This is a genomic window from Niveispirillum sp. BGYR6 (genome assembly GCF_027568365.1).
Taxonomy (GTDB): domain Bacteria; phylum Pseudomonadota; class Alphaproteobacteria; order Azospirillales; family Azospirillaceae; genus Niveispirillum.
This window is the reverse complement of sequence record NZ_JANLNL010000002.1, coordinates 657,304-674,291: the sequence shown is the minus strand read 5'-3', so window position 1 is coordinate 674,291 and position 16,988 is coordinate 657,304. Positions and strand designations below refer to the sequence as shown.

Genomic DNA, 16,988 nt, shown 5'->3' with positions numbered 1-16,988 from the left:
ATCGGTCCGGCCCCTGGTGGCTCAGCGGGTGATATCGCGGACGGCATCCTTGACATGGCCGGCCACCTGCTGGGCCTTGCCCTTCACCTTGTCGGCGGTGCCTTCATTTTCCAGACGCGGATTATCGGTGGCGCGGCCCACGGCCTGCTTGATCTCGCCCTTCGCCTCGTTGAGCTTGCCCTTGATGTTTTCCTTGCTCATGGTGGTCCTCCAGACCGGTTGTTGGCCCGCCATGCCTGCTGTGCGCAGCGGCGGGATGTTGTTGAAACGGGGGCGTGGGGGCTGTGGGTCCATCGGCTGAGGGGGTACCCCCCATGCGCTGCCCTGCCGGTATCCGCCCTTGTTCCGCCACAAGAACCGGCCAGTCTGTTGCCCGTTGGCTTTTGGAGTCCCCTTTTCATGTGTCGCTGGTTAGCCTATGCGGGCGTGCCGATTTCCATGGATACATTGCTGTTCCAGCCCCGCAATTCCCTGATCCGCCAGTCGCTGCACGCCCAGCGCAGTGTTGTTTCCATCAATGGCGACGGGTTCGGTCTGGGCTGGTATGGCGACCTGACCCGGCCGGGCCTCTACCGGGATACGATGCCCGCCTGGTCGGATGCCAATCTGCGATCCCTGGCGGAGCAGATCCGCTCGCCGCTGTTCTTTGCCCATGTGCGGGCGTCGACCGGTACCGCCACCTCGCGGCTGAATTGCCACCCGTTCCGTTATGGCGACTGGCTGTTCATGCATAATGGCCAGATCGGTGGCTGGTCCCAGGTGCGCCAGGATGTGGAAGGGCTGATCCGCCGCGATCTCTATCGATTCCGCGAAGGATCGACGGATAGCGAGGCCTTCTTCTTCCTGGCCCTGGGTAATGGCTTGATGGAAGACCCGGCCGGCGCCTTTGCCCGCACCATCGCCCAGATTCTGGGCCTGATGCGGGCCGAAGGGGTGGAAGAACCGTTCCGCATGACGGCGGCGGCCAGCGATGGCCGGCGGCTTTATGCCGTGCGCTGGTCCAGCGACAAGCATTCGCCCAGCCTGTACTGGACACAAGGCCATGTCGAAGGCTGCCAGGATGGCAAGCTCTGCCTGGACGGAAGGGGACGGGATTCGGTGCTGGTCCTTTCCGAACCGCTGGATGAAGATCCCGGCCATTGGACGGAGGTGCCGGATGCCAGCGTCCTGGTGGCGGAAGGCGGGCAGGTGCGGGTGGAACCGCTGGCCCCTGTCACGTGACATCATCCAAGGAGGATAAGGCGATGAGGAACCTTCCGCTGGCCGCCCTGGTCCTGGCGTTACCGCTGCTGGCTGGCCCTGCCATCGCCCAGCCGGCGGTGCATCAGGTGCCTTACAAGGAATTGTTCGATCAGTTGGACAAGTTCTATTCCCTGAAGGAACGGGATCGGCTGTCGCTGCGCACCTCCATCCGGGCCGAAGATGGCAAACAGCTCAACCTGCCGGTGACGATCAGCATCGCCAGCCCGGACGGGGTACAGGATATCCCGGTCGATGCCGATAATGCCTTCCAGCTTCCCTATCAGCCGGACTGGCTGAAGACCAATACGCTGGTCCAGTTCAATCAGTCGGAGAAGAACTATAAAATCCGCGTGCAGGTGGGCATGAAGCTGCCGGGCGATGGCAGTGGTTTCACCTATGCCGATGTGCAGGCGGCCTTTGCCCAGTTTGATAAGCTGATCGGCAAGGAAGCGGGGATGCTGTCCTTCGTGGCACCCTCGGCCCAGACATTGCGGGTCTTCTGCGGGGTGGACTGCACGGCCACCCTGGCGGGGCCGTCCGGCAGCCGGGAGATCAAGGCCGACAAGGATGGGCGGGTGATGATCCCCAATGACAAGAAGCTGCGGCGGGAGAATCCCAGCATCACCCTCAGCAAACCCCCCGCTTATACGGCCATCAGCACCAAGGAGTAAGCGCCCTGAAGCGGGGGCTGCCCTGCTTGGCGTCTGCTTGTCGCACCCCGCCCCCTCGGTTAGGGTGCGGCGCATTTTCCGACACTAGCCAGGAATATGCGCCATGGCCGCCGCCACCCCCGACATCGCCGCCCATCCCGACCGCGTCCTGATCCTGGATTTCGGATCGCAGGTGACGCAGTTGATCGCCCGGCGCGTGCGCGAAGCCGGCATCTATTGCGAAATCATCCCGTTCAGCGCCGGGGAAGAGCGTATCCGCGCCTTCGCCCCCCGCGCCATCATCCTGTCCGGGGGACCTGCCAGCGTGACGGAAGCCGGCAGCCCCCGCGCCCCCGAAGCCGTGTGGACGCTGGGCGTGCCGGTGTTCGGCATCTGCTATGGTCAGCAGACCATGTGCGAGCAGTTGGGCGGCAAGGTGGAACCGGGTGACACCCGCGAATTTGGCCGCGCCTTCGTGGATGTGAAGGAAGATTGCGCCCTGTTTGAAGGGGTATGGCAGGTCGGTGCCCGCGAACAGGTCTGGATGAGCCATGGCGACCGGGTGACGAAGCTGCCGGAAGGGTTCCGTATCGTCGCCACGTCGGAAGGCGCCCCCTACGCCATCATCGCCGACGATACCCGCCGCTTCTATGCCGTGCAGTTCCACCCCGAAGTGGTGCACACCCCGCATGGCGATGCGCTTATCCGCAATTTCCTGTTCAAAGTGGCGGGCCTGAAGGGCGACTGGACCATGGCGGCCTTCCGCGCCGAAGCCGTGGCCCGCATCCGCGAACAGGTCGGTTCTTCCAAGGTGATCTGTGGCCTGTCCGGTGGTGTGGACAGCTCCGTCGCCGCCGTGCTGATCCATGAGGCGATTGGCGCCCAACTGACCTGTATCTTTGTGGATACCGGCCTGATGCGGGCGGGCGAGGCCGATCAGGTGGTCACCCTGTTCCGCGACCATTATAACATCCCGCTGGTGCATGTGGATGCGTCGGAGATGTTCCTGGGTCAGTTGGAAGGCGTTTCCGACCCGGAACAGAAGCGCAAGATCATCGGCCGCCTGTTCATCGAAGTGTTCGATGCGGAGGCCGCCAAGATCGGCGGGGCGGAATTCCTGGCTCAGGGCACGCTCTACCCGGATGTGATTGAAAGCGTGTCCTTCACCGGCGGCCCGTCGGTCACCATCAAGTCTCACCATAATGTCGGCGGTCTGCCCGACCGCATGAAGTTGAAGCTGGTGGAACCGCTGCGTGAACTGTTCAAGGATGAGGTGCGCGCGCTGGGCCGGGAACTGGGTCTGCCGCACAGCTTCGTCGGCCGTCACCCGTTCCCCGGTCCGGGGCTGGCCATCCGCATCCCCGGTGAGATCACGCGGGAGAAGCTGGAAATCCTGCGCAAGGCGGACACGGTCTATCTGGAAGAAATCCGCAATGCCGGCCTCTATGATGCCATCTGGCAGGCCTTTGCCGTGCTGCTGCCGGTGCGCACGGTGGGCGTGATGGGCGATGGCCGCACCTATGATTACGCCTGCGCCCTGCGCGCCGTGACCTCGGTGGATGGCATGACGGCGGATTATTATCCGTTCGACCATGGCTTCCTGGGCCGCGTCGCCACCCGCATCATCAACGAGGTGCGCGGCATCAACCGGGTGACCTACGACATCACGTCCAAGCCGCCCGGCACGATCGAGTGGGAATAAGGGGCATGTAATCCTGGGTATGCAGAAGGCGTCAGACAGGAAATGCCGTTATGCCTACCCAGGATTTCAGCGTCACAGAGCAAAAACCCTCGCGTCGCTACAAGCTACGACAAGCCCGCCAGAAACTTCCTTTCCACCCTGGCCATTACAACCATCGTCGCGTACTGGACATGATTGAGTAATGCCAAGGGGCATGGGACATGCCCCTTGGAGGCAGCGCCCGGCGATTGAGGGAACGGGTAAAGACCAAGAGTCATGATCAATGGCTCTTGGCATAAGGCAGCCACGGCGGCAATTGACCCGTTTAGCGAAAAGCGTACGCCAGGAGAGGCTGGACTGAAAGCCTTGGCGCACCAGCGGGGCATCGGGGCTGGACAGGGTCTTGTCCATCCGGTTTCGCCTCAGGGTCGCAGAAAGTCCAGCCGGGGATCGGTGCGACCGGGCACGATGGTACTGATGTCGGCGCTGACAATCCCCTCCACCACGAATGGGTCGGCAGCGACACGCGCCTCAAGCGCTGTCAAAGGCTCCCCATCGGCCAGGATGGCACCGCCCAGACCCGGTCCCAGGCTGCCGGCCAGCAGAAAAACACCATCGGTGAACCCCCTTTGCAGCCACTCATTATGGGCGGCCATAAAATGGCTGGCGCGGGCCTTGTCCGCCGTGAAGCGCAGAAAAACGATATGCATCTGTTTCCTCTCTCAATGCGCTGCGGGCGTCAGCCCGGCCAGCCATTCCGTCATTAAGGCCACCTCCTGGCGGATGAAATCTTCATCCCGCAGAGCGGTTGCCAGTGTTGCCACCCCTTGGCTGCGTGCCAGCAGATGCAGCGCCCGTTCCCGTGCCCGCTCCCCTTGGCCCAGTTGGATGAACTGCCGCTCCAACCAATCGGCGAACAGGGTGAACAGGCGGGCGGCGTCGGTCTGTGCTGCATGATCCAACTTGGCCAGCTCGTTACAGAGCGTGCCAACCGGGCAGCCATGCTGCATGATTTTTGCCCGATTCATAATCAGGATATGGATGAAGCTGAGGATACGGTCGGTCGGATGATCGCCAGCCTCTTCCCAGGCCGTCAGCATGGCGGCCGTGTTGGCGAGGCGCCGGTCGATCACGGCGGCCAGAAGCTCATCCTTGGCTTTGAAATGATAGGTGAGATTGCCGCGCGCAATGCCGACAGCACCGGCGATGTCGGCCAGCGATGTTGGCTCAAAACCACGTTGGTAGAACAGCATGTCGGCTGCTGTGACGATCTGGTCCCTTGTCGATGTCTCATTCATGTCGCCCCCCTAGGTCAATTGACCTAATTTTAAATTAGGTTGGTTGACCTAAAAAGTCAAACGGCTTGCTGAAGCGCTCACGCCACCCCCTTCCGCCCCCGCCCCATTTCCGCCTATAAGCAAGGCTAAACCCGCACCCATCCGGGCCCCCTTGCTTTTTGAGAGCCGATGATCTTCACGCCGTTTGAACGCATGGTTGCCTTCCGTTACCTGCGGGCGCGGCGGCAGGAAGGCACGGTGTCGGTGATTGCCGGCTTTTCCTTTGTCGGGGTGGCGCTGGGGGTGGCGACGCTGATCATCGTCATGTCGGTGATGAACGGGTTTCGGGCGCAACTGGTGGCCCGCATCCAGGGTATTGGCGCCCATGCCAGCATCACCCGCGATGGCGGGGCGATCCCTCAATATCCGATCCTGGTGGAAAAGCTGGCGGCCACGCCGGGCGTGGTGATGGCCATGCCGGTGGTGGAGGGCCAGGCCATGGCGACCGTCAATGGCCGCGCCACGGGCGTGAAGGTGCGCGGGCTGCTGCCGGAGGATTTCAAGCGCCGGCCCATTGTCGGCAGTTCGGTCATCAGGGGCCTGCCCGATCTGGGGGATGATGGGGTGGCGCTGGGCTTTGGCCTGTCGCGCACGCTGGGCATCTCCGTCGGTGGGGAGGTGACCTTGATCAGCCCCAAGGGCACGCCCACCCCGTTCGGCACCATGCTGCGGCGCAAATCCTTCCCCGTTTATGCGGTGGTGGATGTGCGGATGCCGGATCAGGATGCCGCCAGCCTCTATATGCCGCTGGGGGCGGCGCAGAGTTTCTTCCGTCTGCCGGAACAGGCAACCGCCATCGATGTCTTTGTGCAGAACCCGCAGGATGTCACCGCCCTCCATGCCAGCCTGTCGGCGGCGGTCGGCCCTGGCTATCGCGTTACCGACTGGCGGCAGGCCAATGGTTCCCTGGTCACGGCCTTGGGCGTGGAGCGGGTGGCCATGTTCATTGTGCTGACGCTGATCATCCTGGTGGCCAGTTTCAATATCATCTCCTCCATGGTCATGCTGGTGCGCGGCAAATCGGCGGCGATTGCCATTCTGCGCACCATGGGGGCAGCACAGCGCTCCATCCTGCGGGTGTTCCTGCTGGCCGGTGCCTCCATCGGGGCGTTTGGCACGCTGATCGGCTTTGGCCTGGGGCTGGTGCTGACTCTCAACGTGCAGGCCATCGGTGCCGCGCTGTCATCGCTGCCGGGGGCGGCCAATATCCCGATGATCGCCTTTCTGACCGGCCTGCCCGCCATCATTGATTGGGGGGAGGTGATGCTGGTGCTGGGGCTGGGCCTGTTCCTGTCCATCGGGGCGACGATCTATCCCGCCCTGCGCGCCGCCCGGCTGGACCCGGTGGAGGCGCTGCGCCATGGCTGAGACAAAGCAGAAGGCAGGCGGCATGTTCTCCGCTGTGGAACGCTGGATCGCCGGGCGCTATCTGCGCGCCCGGCGGCAGGAAGGCTTCATCTCCGTCATTGCCGGTTTCTCCTTCCTGGGCATCACGCTGGGTGTGGCGACGCTGCTGGTGTCGCTTGCCGTGTTCAACGGGTTTCAGCGCGATCTGCTGTCCCGTGTGCTGGGCTTCCAGGGCCATTTGATGGTGTTTTCCCCCAATGGCCCCTTCGTGCCGCCGGGCGACGATCTGCGCCGCCTGTCGGCCCTGCCCGGCATGGCGGGGGTGATGCCGGCCATTGACGGGCAGGGGCTGCTTTCCATCCGTGATTATGCCGGCGGCGTGCTGGTCAAGGCGCTGAACGCAGCGGATATTGCCCGCCGTCCGGCCTTCGCCGGTTCCCTGAAGGCAGGCACCCTGCCAGCAGGCGACGGGGTAGCCATCGGGGCCAAGCTGGCCGAACGGGGCGGTATCAAGCTGGGCGACCGGATCACCCTGCTCAGCCCCCGCATTGGCACGGAGGGGGCGCCCCGGTCCCGCAGCTTCCCGGTGGTTGGCATTCTGGCGCTGGGCGTGTCGGAATTTGATGCCACCCTGGTGCTGATGGACCTGCCCGCCGCCCAGAGCTTCTTTGAACTGGGGGAGACAATCACCACCCTGGAACTGATGCTGGATGATCCGGCCAAGGCGCCGGGGCTGCACCCGGCGGTCAGCGCCAGCCTGTCGGAACCCTTGCTGGCGCAGGATTGGCAGCAGGTGAATGGTGCCTTTTTCAGCGTCATTGAAACCCAGCGCAATGTGGTGACGCTGATCCTGGCCATGATCGTTATAGTGGCCGCCTTCAACATCATTTCCGGCATGATCATGATGGTGCAGGACAAGGGGCGGGAAATCGCCATCCTGCGCACCATGGGGGCCGGGCGTGGCATGGTGCTGCGTATCTTCCTGCTGTCCGGTGCCTCCATCGGCATTGCCGGCACGGTGGCCGGGGTGGCGCTGGGCGTGCTGGCTTCCCACCATGTGGAAGATGTGCGCCAACTGGTGCAGGCCCTGACGGGCACCGACCCGTTCAACGCCGATATCTATTACCTGTCCACCCTGCCAAGCTGGACGGACCCGGTGCAGGTGGCGCTGGTGGCGCTGTCCTCCGTCGCCCTGTCCTTTGTGGCCACCCTTTACCCCTCCTGGCGGGCTGCCCGGCTCGACCCTGTGGAGGCACTGCGTTATGAGTGAGGCGATGAACGGCACCGATATTGTGCTTTCCCTGAACGGTATCCGCCGCTCCTTCGCGCAAGGGGAAAAGCGGCTGGATGTGTTGCGCGGCGTGAATGCCGCCGTGAAGGCGGGCGAACTGGTGGCCCTGGTCGGCCCGTCCGGGGCCGGCAAATCCACCCTGCTGCAGATCGCGGGCTTGCTGGAACGGGCCGATGGCGGGGAAATCCGCATTGCCGGCCACGTGGCGTCTTCCCTGGATGATGCTGGGCGCACGGCGTTGCGGCGGGACCGCATCGGCTTTGTCTATCAGTTCCACCATCTGCTGCCAGAATTCTCCGCCCTGGAAAATATCGTGCTGCCGCAGATGATTGCCGGGGTGGCCCGCAAACAGGCGGAAATCCGCGCGCGGGAGCTGCTGGAACGGGTGGGGCTGGCGGCGCGGGCCGATCATCGCCCGGCCAAGCTGTCGGGCGGGGAACAGCAGCGCGTGGCCATTGCCCGCGCGCTGGCCAACCGTCCGGCCCTGCTGATCGCCGATGAGCCAACCGGCAATCTGGATTTGCACACGGCGGAATCGGTCTTCGCCATGTTCCAGCAACTGGTGCGCGGGGAGGCGGCGGGCGGGGCCCGGCTGGGGGCCCTGGTCGCCACCCATAATATGGAACTGGCCCAGCGCATGGACCGGGTGGTGGAAATGCGCGACGGCGTGCTGGTGGAACGCTGAGATGGCGGACGCGCTGCCGGACCTGGATTTGCCGGCGGGATACCGCGCCGATTGGGTGCTCGCATATCATGGCCGCGACCTGGACGGGCTGTCGGAACGGGTGGTGGGCAACTGCATCACCAAGCTGCTGGCCCCGGGCGGCCGTGCCATCCGGCTGGAGATCGAGATTGGGGCCGATGTCGCACAGCTTTCCGCCGACCCGGCAGACCTGAGTGCGGGGGAGGTGGCGGCCTTGGCTGATGCTGCCAGCCGGATGCTGGGCCTGGCCCTGGATGGGGCGGGGTTTGAGGCGCTGGCGGCAGAGGATGGGGAGGTGGCGCGCCTGCTGTCCCGCTGTGGCCCCGGCCTGCGCCTGCCCCAGACGGCCAGCGTGTTTGAAGCCTTGTGCTGGGCCATTGTCGGCCAACAGGTGAATTTGCGCTTTGCCGGGCAGTTGCGCCGCACGCTGATTGAACTGGCGGGGCTGGACCATCCGTCGGGCATGAAGGCCCATCCCACGCCAGCCGGGATTGCCGCCCTGGACCCGGATCATCTGGGCCGGCTGAAATTCTCCCGCGCCAAGGCGGCCTATCTGATCACTGCCGCCAGTGCGGGCGTGGATTATGAAGGCCTGCCGCATCTGGCCCCCGATGCGGCAGAGGCGGCGCTGACCGGTATCAAGGGCATCGGCCCCTGGACACGCGCCTATGTGCTGTTGCGGGCCTGCGCCATGCCGGATATCGCCCCCCTGGGTGACGCCGGGCTGGCGGCAGCCCTGCAGAATTTCAATCGCATGGAAAGGCGCCCCACGCCCGTAGAACAGGGGGAACTGATGCGTCGTTTCACGCCCTGGCGGTCGCTGGCAACGGCGCATCTCTGGGCCGGCTGGTCGGCGGGGTAACGAAAAGGGGGTAGGGGCCGTGAAACCGCTTCTTCACCCTGATCATGCCCAGATTTTGCCGTGAGCGCGGTTCATCTTGACGCTGATCAAGGCCCCCCTGTCGGGCCTGTTATGGTGAGGTTACCATGCGTATCCGCCCTTTCACTGCCATCGCCGCGACGGCCGGCCTTGTGCTCAGCCTTGTGGTGCCGCCTTCCTTCGCGCACCCGGGCGATGATGATCGGGGCTGGGGCTGGCACGGCCATCATGATGACGACCGGGATTGGCACCGCGATCGGGACTGGCATGGTGACCATGACTGGCACGGGCCGGACCGGCGCCGGGATGTCTATGTCCATGAGGACGTGCATATTTACCGCCCGGGCCCGCCCCCCGGCCCGCCGCCGGGCTGGTGGGAGCATGAGCGTCGGCCGGTGGTGAATTACTATATCCCGCCGGAGCGTCGCCGGGTTTACCGGGATGTGGTGGTGGTCCGCCCCTATGGCCATTGGTACAATGGTTATGGTCACTATCGCCGCGACGATGACGCCCTGCTGTGGCTGGGCCTGACCGGCATCACGCTCGCCATGCTGAACAATATCAATGAGAACCAGCAGCGCGCCCTGGAAGATGCCCAGATCCGCGCCACCGCCGCCCCCATCGGCCAGCCGATCTATTGGTCGGACAGCGGGGCCAATGGCCAGGTGGTGGCTGTGCGCGAAGGCCGCACCGCCACCGGTTCCTATTGCCGGGAATTCCAGCAGACGGTGATGATCGGCGGTCGTGCGGAAGATGCCTATGGCACGGCCTGCCGGATGCCGGACGGGGCCTGGCAGGTGGTGAACGATCAGCAGTAAGCGCAGGTGGCCGGGGCGGCAGATCGCTGCCCCGGCCCCTTTGCAGGAAGCGTTGAAACAGGGCATCATTCTCGCCTTGCCGGGAGGATGCCATGGTTCTCAGTGAGCAAAACCAGCCTTTCACCGTCTCAGCCGATGCTGTCCAACGCGCGGTGCGGATTTATGCCGTGATCGTGGCCTTGGTGGGGGCCGATGCGCTTTTCCTGCCGATGCTGGAGCCGGCCCTGGTTTTCGCCGATCCGCAGTTGGTGGCCATTCCAGCAATCACTTGGCTGATACGTGGCCTGGGGCTTTCCTGTTTTGCCTTGGGCGGTGTGCTCTGGCTGCTGTCCCGCAGCCATGCCGTGGGGCTGGCGCCGCTGCTGGCCTTTGCTGCCGGGGCCTGCACCCTGGCGCTGCTGGGCATCGGCTGGGGCCATCTGACCCTGTGGGGGATGCTCTGGCTGCTGCTGGTTGCCGCCACGGATATCGGCTGTGGCCTGTGGATGCGCCGGGTACGGCGCCGACAGGATTAACCGACGGGGGAGTCGCATCCGGCCCCTGCTTTGCGGTAGGGTCCGGATCACTCCCGTTCCGTAGCCTGATCGTTGCCGCCTTGTCTGACCCCGGTTTCATCCATCTGCGCGTCCATTCCGCCTATTCCCTGGCGGAAGGGGCGATCAAGCCCAAGGAACTGGTGAAGCTGTGCAAGAAGCACGGCTTCCCGGCGGTGGCCGTCACCGATACCGGCAACCTGTTCGGCTGCCTGGAATTTGCCATGGCGGCATCCGACGATGGTATCCAGCCCATCATCGGCTGCCAGATGTGGATCACCCCCTTCGGTCCCTTGAAAAAGGTGGCGGGAAGGGTGCTGGGGCCGGGGGCCGACCAGCTTGTCCTGCTGGTGCAGAGCGAGCAGGGGTATCGCAACCTGATGCGGCTGGTCTCCAAGGCCTTCATGGATACCGATCCGGGCCTGCTGCCCCAGGTCTCGCTGGAGGATATGGAGGGGCTGACCGATGGGTTGATCTGCCTGACCGGTGGGTTCGGCGGCGGGTTGAACCGGCTGTTGCTGGATGGGCAGAAGCCCCACGCGCTGGACCTGCTGGCAAAGCTGAAAACCCTGTTCCCCGGCCGGCTGTATATTGAGCTGATGCGCCATGCCGAAGGGCCGATCGGGCAGGCAGAAGCCAAGGTTGAGCCTGATCTGATCGATCTGGCCTATGCCCACGATATTCCACTGGTCGCCACCAACGATGCCTATTTCGCCACTTCGGACATGTACGAGGCGCACGATGTGCTGCTCTGCATCGCCGAGGGCGCCTATGTGATGCAGGAGGAACGCCGCCGCGTCACCCCGCAGCATTATTTCAAGACCGCCGCCGAGATGCGGGAGCTGTTCGCCGACCTGCCGGAGGCGGTGGATAACACCGTGGTGATTGCCAAGCGTTGCGCCTACATGCCGCGCAAGGTGAACCCGATCCTGCCGCCCTTCCCGTGTGAGGGCGGGCGGCTGGAAGAAGATGAATTGCGCGTGCAGGCCCATGATGGCTTGACCTACCGGCTGACCAAATATGTCTTCACCAGCGGCATGGCGCAGGATGAGAAAGAAAAGATCGAGAAGGAATACCGGGAACGGCTGGATTTTGAGCTGGAAACCATCATCAAGATGAAGTTCCCCGGTTACTTCCTGATCGTGTCGGACTTCATCAAATGGGCCAAGGATCACGGCATTCCCGTGGGGCCGGGCCGTGGTTCGGGTGCCGGATCGCTGGTCGCCTGGTCGCTGCTGATCACCGACCTGGACCCGATCCGTTATGGCTTGCTGTTCGAACGCTTCCTGAACCCGGAACGCGTGTCGATGCCCGACTTCGATATCGATTTCTGCCAGGATCGCCGGGAAGAGGTGATCAAGTATGTTCAGCAGAAATACGGCTACGACAAGGTCGGCCAGATCATCACCTTTGGTAAGCTGCAGGCCCGCGCCGTGGTGCGTGATGTGGGGCGCACGTTGCAGATGCCCTATGGTCAGGTGGACCGTATCTGCAAACTGATCCCCAACAACCCAGCCAACCCAGTCACCCTGCAACAGGCGCTGGATGGGGAGCCGCAATTGCAGGAGATGCAGCGCGGGGATGAAACGGTGGCCCGCCTGCTGACCATCGCGCTGCGGCTGGAAGGGCTGTACCGCCACGCCTCCACCCACGCCGCCGGCGTGGTGATCGGCGACCGCCCGCTCTATGAACTGGTGCCGATGTACCGCGACCCGCGGTCCGACATGCCGGTCACCCAGTTCAACATGAAATATGTCGAACTGGCAGGTCTGGTGAAGTTCGACTTTTTGGGCCTGAAGACGCTGACCGTGCTGAAAACGGCGGTCGACCATGTGCGCGATCTGGGCCCGGAACTGGATCTGCTGGATTTGGATATGGAGGACAAGAAGTCCTACGACATCCTGGGCCGGGCCGAGAGTTCCGGGGTGTTCCAGCTTGAAAGTTCGGGGATGCGCGACGTGCTGCGCCGCATGAAGCCGAACCGGATTGAAGACATTATCGCGCTGGTCTCGCTCTATCGTCCCGGCCCGATGGATAATATCCCCAAATACATCAAGGTGAAATTCAAGCAGGAAGAGCCGGATTACATGCACCCGGCCTTGCAGCCGATCCTGGAGGAAACCTTCGGGATCATGGTGTACCAGGAACAGGTGATGCAGATCGCCCAGGTGCTGGCCGGCTACAGCCTTGGCGGCGCTGACCTGCTGCGCCGCGCCATGGGTAAGAAGATCAAGGAGGAGATGGAGAAGGAACGGGCGAAGTTCATCGCCGGTTCGGCTGAAAAGCTGGCCGTGCCGGAAGAACAGTCCGGTCTGATCTTCGATCAGGTGAACAAGTTTGCCGGTTATGGCTTCAATAAATCCCACGCGGCGGCCTATGCGCTGGTGGCCTATCAGACGGCCTTCATGAAGGCCAATTACCCGGTCGAGTTCATGGCCGCCACCATGACCTATGATATGGGCAATACCGACAAGCTGAACCAGTTCCGCCAGGAACTGATGCGGCTGCGGATCAAGCTGTTGCCGCCGGATGTGAATGCCTCTGCTGCCCGCTTCGCCGTGGAAACCCTGCCCGATGGCAGCCGGGCCGTGCGCTATGCGCTCGCCGCCATCAAGGGTGTGGGGGCGCAGGCCATGGAATCGGTGGTGGCCGAACGCCGTGCCAACGGCCCCTATAAGGATGTGTTCGATTTCGCCCGCCGGGTTGATCACACGGTGATGAATAAGCGGATGATGGAAAAGCTGGTCTGCGCCGGGGCCTTTGACAGCCTGTCGCGCAACCGCCAGCAATTGTTCGCCGGGCTGGAAACCGTGCTGCGCTATGCCCAGGCCGAAGCGCAGCAACGGGAAAGCGGCATGGCCAGCCTGTTCGGCGCCACTGAGGCACTGAAGACGCCCGACCTGCCCAAGGTGCCGGATTGGGAGCCGCTGGAAAAGCTGCGGCACGAGTTTGAGGCCATCGGCTTCTACCTCTCGGCCCACCCGATGGATACGTTTGCGCCAGCGCTGACCCGGATGCGGGTGGTGAAACATGCCGATCTGCCCAAGGCCATGCGCGATGCCAAATCCACCCGCTACAAGATGGCCGGCATCGTGGTGGCCCGCCAGGAACGCACGGCCAAAAGCGGTAACCGCTTCGCCTTCGTCACTCTGTCGGACGCCACCGGTGTTTTCGAGGTGACCCTGTTCCAGGAAACCCTGGCCCAAAGCCGGGAGATGCTGGAGGCCGGCAAGGCCGTGCTTGTATCGGTGGATGCCCAGCGCAATGGGGAGGAAATCCGCCTGACCTGCCACGGCGTGCAGTTGCTGGAGGAGGAGGTCTCCAAGACCGCCGCTGGCTTGCGCATTCTGGTGGATGATGTGCGCGCCGTGGAGGGCATCAAGAACACCCTGTCCCGCCTGCCGCCGGGGCGCGGCAAGGTGATGCTGGCGGTGGAAATGGATGCCCTGCGGGAGGTGGAGATCGCCTTGCCGAAAACCTTTCAGATCGACAGCGCCGGCCGTGCGGCCATCAAATCCCTACAGGGGGTGGTGGAGGTGCTGGAGTTGTGATCGAGCCCCTATTACTTCTGTAGGATTGTGCCCTGTCGATCATTTGCTACTGTGTCCCAAAGGATAAATCCAGGAAACAGGTGGCAGATCGTGGGCATAGTGGCGCAGCAGGTAGCGAACTCCATCCCCGGACAACAGGACATCTTGAAGCTGTCAGGGTCAGACACCGGTCATCTGCTCATCACCATAGGTGACAAAGGGCTGGCCGGTCGGTTGAATGACCAGCCTTTCGATCTGTCCAACGTTACCCTGCCATTACAGTGGATCGATGCCAGTGCCGTTTCCGGTGCCACGGTGACGCTGCAGGTCGAACCGCAGGTTACGGCCGGATATTTACTGTCAGGTACCGCTGGCGCCGACATATTGCGGGGTGGTGCCGGCAATGACAATCTCAGCGGCGGTGATGGGGACGATATAATATGGGGGCTGGGCGGGCAAAACACCCTGGATGGCGGTAACGGGGCCGATTTATTATACCTTTCGCCTGTTTCAGGCGGTAGAGACTATGTCAGGGGTTTTAGCTCTGGTGACCAGATCAATCTGGGTCGGACCATCACGTCAATATCCGACGGGGATGGTACCGGCGCGTTGGGCGGAGCCGTGCAGGTTCGTTTTTACGATACATGGACTGCGGAACTTTATGCTGACACAGATGGTGTAGTCGGCGCGGATTATAGTGTAATGCTGATAGGTGAATATACTATCCACTCCTTCGGCATTGATGCAGGAAATCTGACCTATATCCCCGGAATTACTTTGACGGGGGCTGCAGGTGATGACCTGTTGGTCGGCACAAATAATAATGACAGCCTTACCGGGCTTGATGGCAATGATACGCTGGATGGTTTCAGCGGCGATGATACGTTGAATGGCGGGGCTGGTGATGACCTGTTGCGGAAGCGCCTTGACGGGACAAGCACTTTCTATGGCGGTGCTGGCTTTGATACCGCCGAACTGACATTTGATACGGCCAACGGCCTTCGTACTTACAGCATTTCTCCCCAATTTTCTGAAGAGCAGTTCTACGGCTTAAGCGTATATAGCTATTTGTATTCGGATAATTTTAAAGATGATGGATATGTTTATATTGAGGATGTAGAAAAATTAATCGTTAATGGTCTTGAATATCGCCTTATTAAAGGAACGGTTTATAATGATAATTTGGCCGGCGTTGGCAATGTTCGTAACCTTCTGTTCGGCAATCAGGGCTCTGACTCGATTGTCGGCAGTAACCTCGCGGACACGCTGTATGGCGGCTGGGGGCATGATACTCTGCACGGTGGTGCTGGAGATGATGTGCTGGAAGGAGGAAGAGGAAATGATATTATAAATGGCGAGACGGGATATGACCTTGCTGTTCTCGATTATTCCTTAAATGTTTACGGCATAAAGGTAATTGTTGCCGACAATCGTATTGTCATTAATAACGGTGAGGTTGATCAGCTTTATTCAATCGAAGCCGTTCTGGTCCGTGGCACCCGCTATAATGATGTTATTGACGGAAGTGACCGGAAGGAGACATTAGCCGGCGGTGCCGGCTCAGATGTGATCAGGGCCGGTGCTGGCAATGACGTCGTTACCGGCAATACGGGCAGTGACATCTTATGGGGCGGGTTGGGTAACGACCGGTTCCCGTTGGCGGGCTACAATAGTGAAGGTGATATCGACCAAGTGATGGATTTCCATGCAGGCGATATCCTTACCTTTAGCCAAACGATAGTGTCCGGCGATTTGACTATTTCCAGCTATCAGGCCGGTGACTGGGAGGGCTTGGCTCTTGGTGACATCCGGTATGAGGACGGCGCGGATGGCAGCGTCCGGCTCTATGTGGGCGCGGATGAGATGGCCGGGGCTGATTACGCGGTCGATATCGCTGGTCTTGGTAGCGGCGCGCTGCTGAGCGTCACTGGGGGGAACCGTTTGGTCCTGTCCCCCACGGCCATCACCAGCGGCCGGGGCACGGCCAATGCCGATATTCTTCAGGGGGCGGCGGGCATCACGCTGCTGAAAGGCGGCAAGGGCAACGACCTTATCATCGGCGGCGACGGTACCCAGGCGGCGGGCATGAACGCCCGTTTTGCCGATGTCACCATTCTGCGGGATGGCACTGGCGGGGTGCAGGTGATCGATAACCGGGCTGATGGGGAAGGCGCGGATGTCCTTTCCGGGGTGGAGCTGCTGCGGCTGAACGACCGGGTTGTCCTGCTGACCGCACCAGGCAAGGTTTCCCCCGCTCCTTCTGTTCAAGTGGATGAAGTCTGGTACTTGGCGCAGAATCCGGATGTGGCCAAGGCTGTGGCGCAAGGCGTTCTGGAAAGCGGAGCGCAGCATTTTCAGCTGCGCGGTCAGCTGGAAGGCCGGCAGCCCAACAGCCATTCAGATCACCTGGGCAATGGCTTCAGTGAGAGCGCTTATCTTGATCGCAATCCGGATGTCCGGGCCGCCGTGGTGCAGGGGTTTTTCTCCAGCGGGTACCAGCATTATCAACTCGCCGGGCGTGCCGAAGGGCGCGCAGGCTATGTTGACCTGGGCCCGTTGGCCTATGGTTATGATGAAACCTACTATGTTTCCACGAATTCGGATGTTGCTGCGGCAATAAGTGCTGGCAGCTACGCCAATGGCTATGAGCATTTTGTGCGTGCCGGTCTGCTGGAAGGCCGCGATCCCAACGCGCTTTTTGATGCTGACTGGTACTTGGCTCATAACCCCGATGTGGCGGAAGCGGTGAAGCGTGGGCTGTTGCCGGGGGCCGCCGCACATTTTTATACCGACGGATGGCGGGAGGGACGCGATCCATCGGAGGCCTTCAGCCTTGCCGCCTATGTGAGGGATTATCCCGATGTCCAGGCGGCTGGCCTTAATCCGCTTTCTCATTATCTGGAATATGGCTGGGCGGAGGGGCGTCTGCTGACCCCTGTGGGACTGCTCGGTTGATTCGGTTCGGGTTGTGTCGCC

At 62.2% G+C, this 16,988-nt stretch carries 14 protein-coding genes; 11 read left to right on the top strand and 3 right to left on the bottom strand.

The annotated features are described in order from the left end of the window. Positions 1-21: 21 nt before the first annotated feature. The gene (locus PCJ49_RS07035) at positions 22-201 is read right to left on the bottom strand and encodes a CsbD family protein (RefSeq protein ID WP_269910317.1); all 180 of its coding nucleotides are present in this window, start codon (positions 199-201) and stop codon (positions 22-24) included. Between the two features lie 198 nt (positions 202-399). Between PCJ49_RS07035 and PCJ49_RS07030 the strand changes: the two genes are divergently transcribed. From PCJ49_RS07030 to guaA, 3 genes are all read left to right on the top strand, one after another. After that, the gene (locus tag PCJ49_RS07030) at positions 400-1,221 is read left to right on the top strand and encodes a class II glutamine amidotransferase (protein ID WP_269910316.1); all 822 of its coding nucleotides are present in this window, start codon (positions 400-402) and stop codon (positions 1,219-1,221) included. A 23-nt stretch (positions 1,222-1,244) separates the two neighbouring features. Further along, positions 1,245-1,913 carry a DUF2987 domain-containing protein gene (locus PCJ49_RS07025; protein ID WP_269910315.1) on the top strand — a complete coding sequence of 223 codons (669 nt, stop codon included), beginning with the start codon at positions 1,245-1,247 and terminating at the stop codon, positions 1,911-1,913. Positions 1,914-2,016: 103 nt separating this feature from the next. After that, entirely contained in the window at positions 2,017-3,594 is a 1,578-nt protein-coding gene (guaA, locus tag PCJ49_RS07020) for a glutamine-hydrolyzing GMP synthase (protein WP_269910314.1), read from the top strand. 401 nt (positions 3,595-3,995) lie between these two features. On the opposite strand, the gene PCJ49_RS07015 is transcribed toward guaA, so the two are convergent. Both PCJ49_RS07015 and PCJ49_RS07010 read right to left on the bottom strand, forming a co-directional pair. Next, positions 3,996-4,283 carry a hypothetical protein gene (locus tag PCJ49_RS07015; protein WP_269910313.1) on the bottom strand — a complete coding sequence of 96 codons (288 nt, stop codon included), beginning with the start codon at positions 4,281-4,283 and terminating at the stop codon, positions 3,996-3,998. A 12-nt stretch (positions 4,284-4,295) separates the two neighbouring features. Beyond that, a complete protein-coding gene (locus PCJ49_RS07010) occupies positions 4,296-4,871 on the bottom strand; it encodes a TetR/AcrR family transcriptional regulator (protein ID WP_269910312.1) in 576 nt (191 codons plus the stop codon). 168 nt (positions 4,872-5,039) lie between these two features. Between PCJ49_RS07010 and PCJ49_RS07005 the strand changes: the two genes are divergently transcribed. The 8 genes from PCJ49_RS07005 to PCJ49_RS06970 all read left to right on the top strand — a co-directional run bounded on the left by PCJ49_RS07005 (position 5,040) and on the right by PCJ49_RS06970 (position 16,967). Beyond that, positions 5,040-6,278, top strand: a complete 1,239-nt coding sequence (locus PCJ49_RS07005; protein ID WP_269910311.1) for a lipoprotein-releasing ABC transporter permease subunit — start codon at positions 5,040-5,042, stop codon at positions 6,276-6,278. After that, the gene (locus PCJ49_RS07000) at positions 6,271-7,527 is read left to right on the top strand and encodes a lipoprotein-releasing ABC transporter permease subunit (RefSeq protein WP_269910310.1); all 1,257 of its coding nucleotides are present in this window, start codon (positions 6,271-6,273) and stop codon (positions 7,525-7,527) included. Before PCJ49_RS07005 ends, PCJ49_RS07000 begins: the two co-directional genes overlap by 8 nt. Then, positions 7,520-8,233: an ABC transporter ATP-binding protein gene (locus PCJ49_RS06995; RefSeq protein ID WP_269910309.1), complete on the top strand. Its 714-nt coding sequence runs from the start codon at positions 7,520-7,522 to the stop codon at positions 8,231-8,233. The genes PCJ49_RS07000 and PCJ49_RS06995 overlap by 8 nt, the downstream gene beginning before the upstream one ends. 1 nt (position 8,234) lies before the next feature. Then, entirely contained in the window at positions 8,235-9,113 is an 879-nt protein-coding gene (locus PCJ49_RS06990) for a hypothetical protein (protein WP_269910308.1), read from the top strand. A 125-nt stretch (positions 9,114-9,238) separates the two neighbouring features. Then, positions 9,239-9,949, top strand: a complete 711-nt coding sequence (locus PCJ49_RS06985) for an RT0821/Lpp0805 family surface protein (protein WP_269910307.1) — start codon at positions 9,239-9,241, stop codon at positions 9,947-9,949. 92 nt (positions 9,950-10,041) lie between these two features. Continuing rightward, positions 10,042-10,464, top strand: coding sequence for a hypothetical protein (locus PCJ49_RS06980; RefSeq protein ID WP_269910306.1), 423 nt, complete (start codon positions 10,042-10,044; stop codon positions 10,462-10,464). Between the two features lie 80 nt (positions 10,465-10,544). Continuing rightward, positions 10,545-14,033, top strand: a complete 3,489-nt coding sequence (dnaE, locus tag PCJ49_RS06975) for a DNA polymerase III subunit alpha (RefSeq protein ID WP_269910305.1) — start codon at positions 10,545-10,547, stop codon at positions 14,031-14,033. A gap of 90 nt (positions 14,034-14,123) precedes the next feature. After that, positions 14,124-16,967: a calcium-binding protein gene (locus tag PCJ49_RS06970; protein ID WP_269910304.1), complete on the top strand. Its 2,844-nt coding sequence runs from the start codon at positions 14,124-14,126 to the stop codon at positions 16,965-16,967. Positions 16,968-16,988: the final 21 nt, after the last annotated feature.

Excerpts from the sequence above, each read along its gene's own strand:
- PCJ49_RS07035 (WP_269910317.1), bottom strand. The coding sequence starts at position 201 with ATGAGCAAGGAAAACATCAAGGGCAAGCTCAACGAGGCGAAGGGCGAG.
- PCJ49_RS07030 (WP_269910316.1), top strand. The coding sequence starts at position 400 with ATGTGTCGCTGGTTAGCCTATGCGGGCGTGCCGATTTCCATGGATACA.
- PCJ49_RS07025 (WP_269910315.1), top strand. The coding sequence starts at position 1,245 with ATGAGGAACCTTCCGCTGGCCGCCCTGGTCCTGGCGTTACCGCTGCTG.
- guaA (WP_269910314.1), top strand. The coding sequence starts at position 2,017 with ATGGCCGCCGCCACCCCCGACATCGCCGCCCATCCCGACCGCGTCCTG.
- PCJ49_RS07015 (WP_269910313.1), bottom strand. The coding sequence starts at position 4,283 with ATGCATATCGTTTTTCTGCGCTTCACGGCGGACAAGGCCCGCGCCAGC.
- PCJ49_RS07010 (WP_269910312.1), bottom strand. The coding sequence starts at position 4,871 with ATGAATGAGACATCGACAAGGGACCAGATCGTCACAGCAGCCGACATG.
- PCJ49_RS07005 (WP_269910311.1), top strand. The coding sequence starts at position 5,040 with ATGATCTTCACGCCGTTTGAACGCATGGTTGCCTTCCGTTACCTGCGG.
- PCJ49_RS07000 (WP_269910310.1), top strand. The coding sequence starts at position 6,271 with ATGGCTGAGACAAAGCAGAAGGCAGGCGGCATGTTCTCCGCTGTGGAA.
- PCJ49_RS06995 (WP_269910309.1), top strand. The coding sequence starts at position 7,520 with ATGAGTGAGGCGATGAACGGCACCGATATTGTGCTTTCCCTGAACGGT.
- PCJ49_RS06990 (WP_269910308.1), top strand. The coding sequence starts at position 8,235 with ATGGCGGACGCGCTGCCGGACCTGGATTTGCCGGCGGGATACCGCGCC.
- PCJ49_RS06985 (WP_269910307.1), top strand. The coding sequence starts at position 9,239 with ATGCGTATCCGCCCTTTCACTGCCATCGCCGCGACGGCCGGCCTTGTG.
- PCJ49_RS06980 (WP_269910306.1), top strand. The coding sequence starts at position 10,042 with ATGGTTCTCAGTGAGCAAAACCAGCCTTTCACCGTCTCAGCCGATGCT.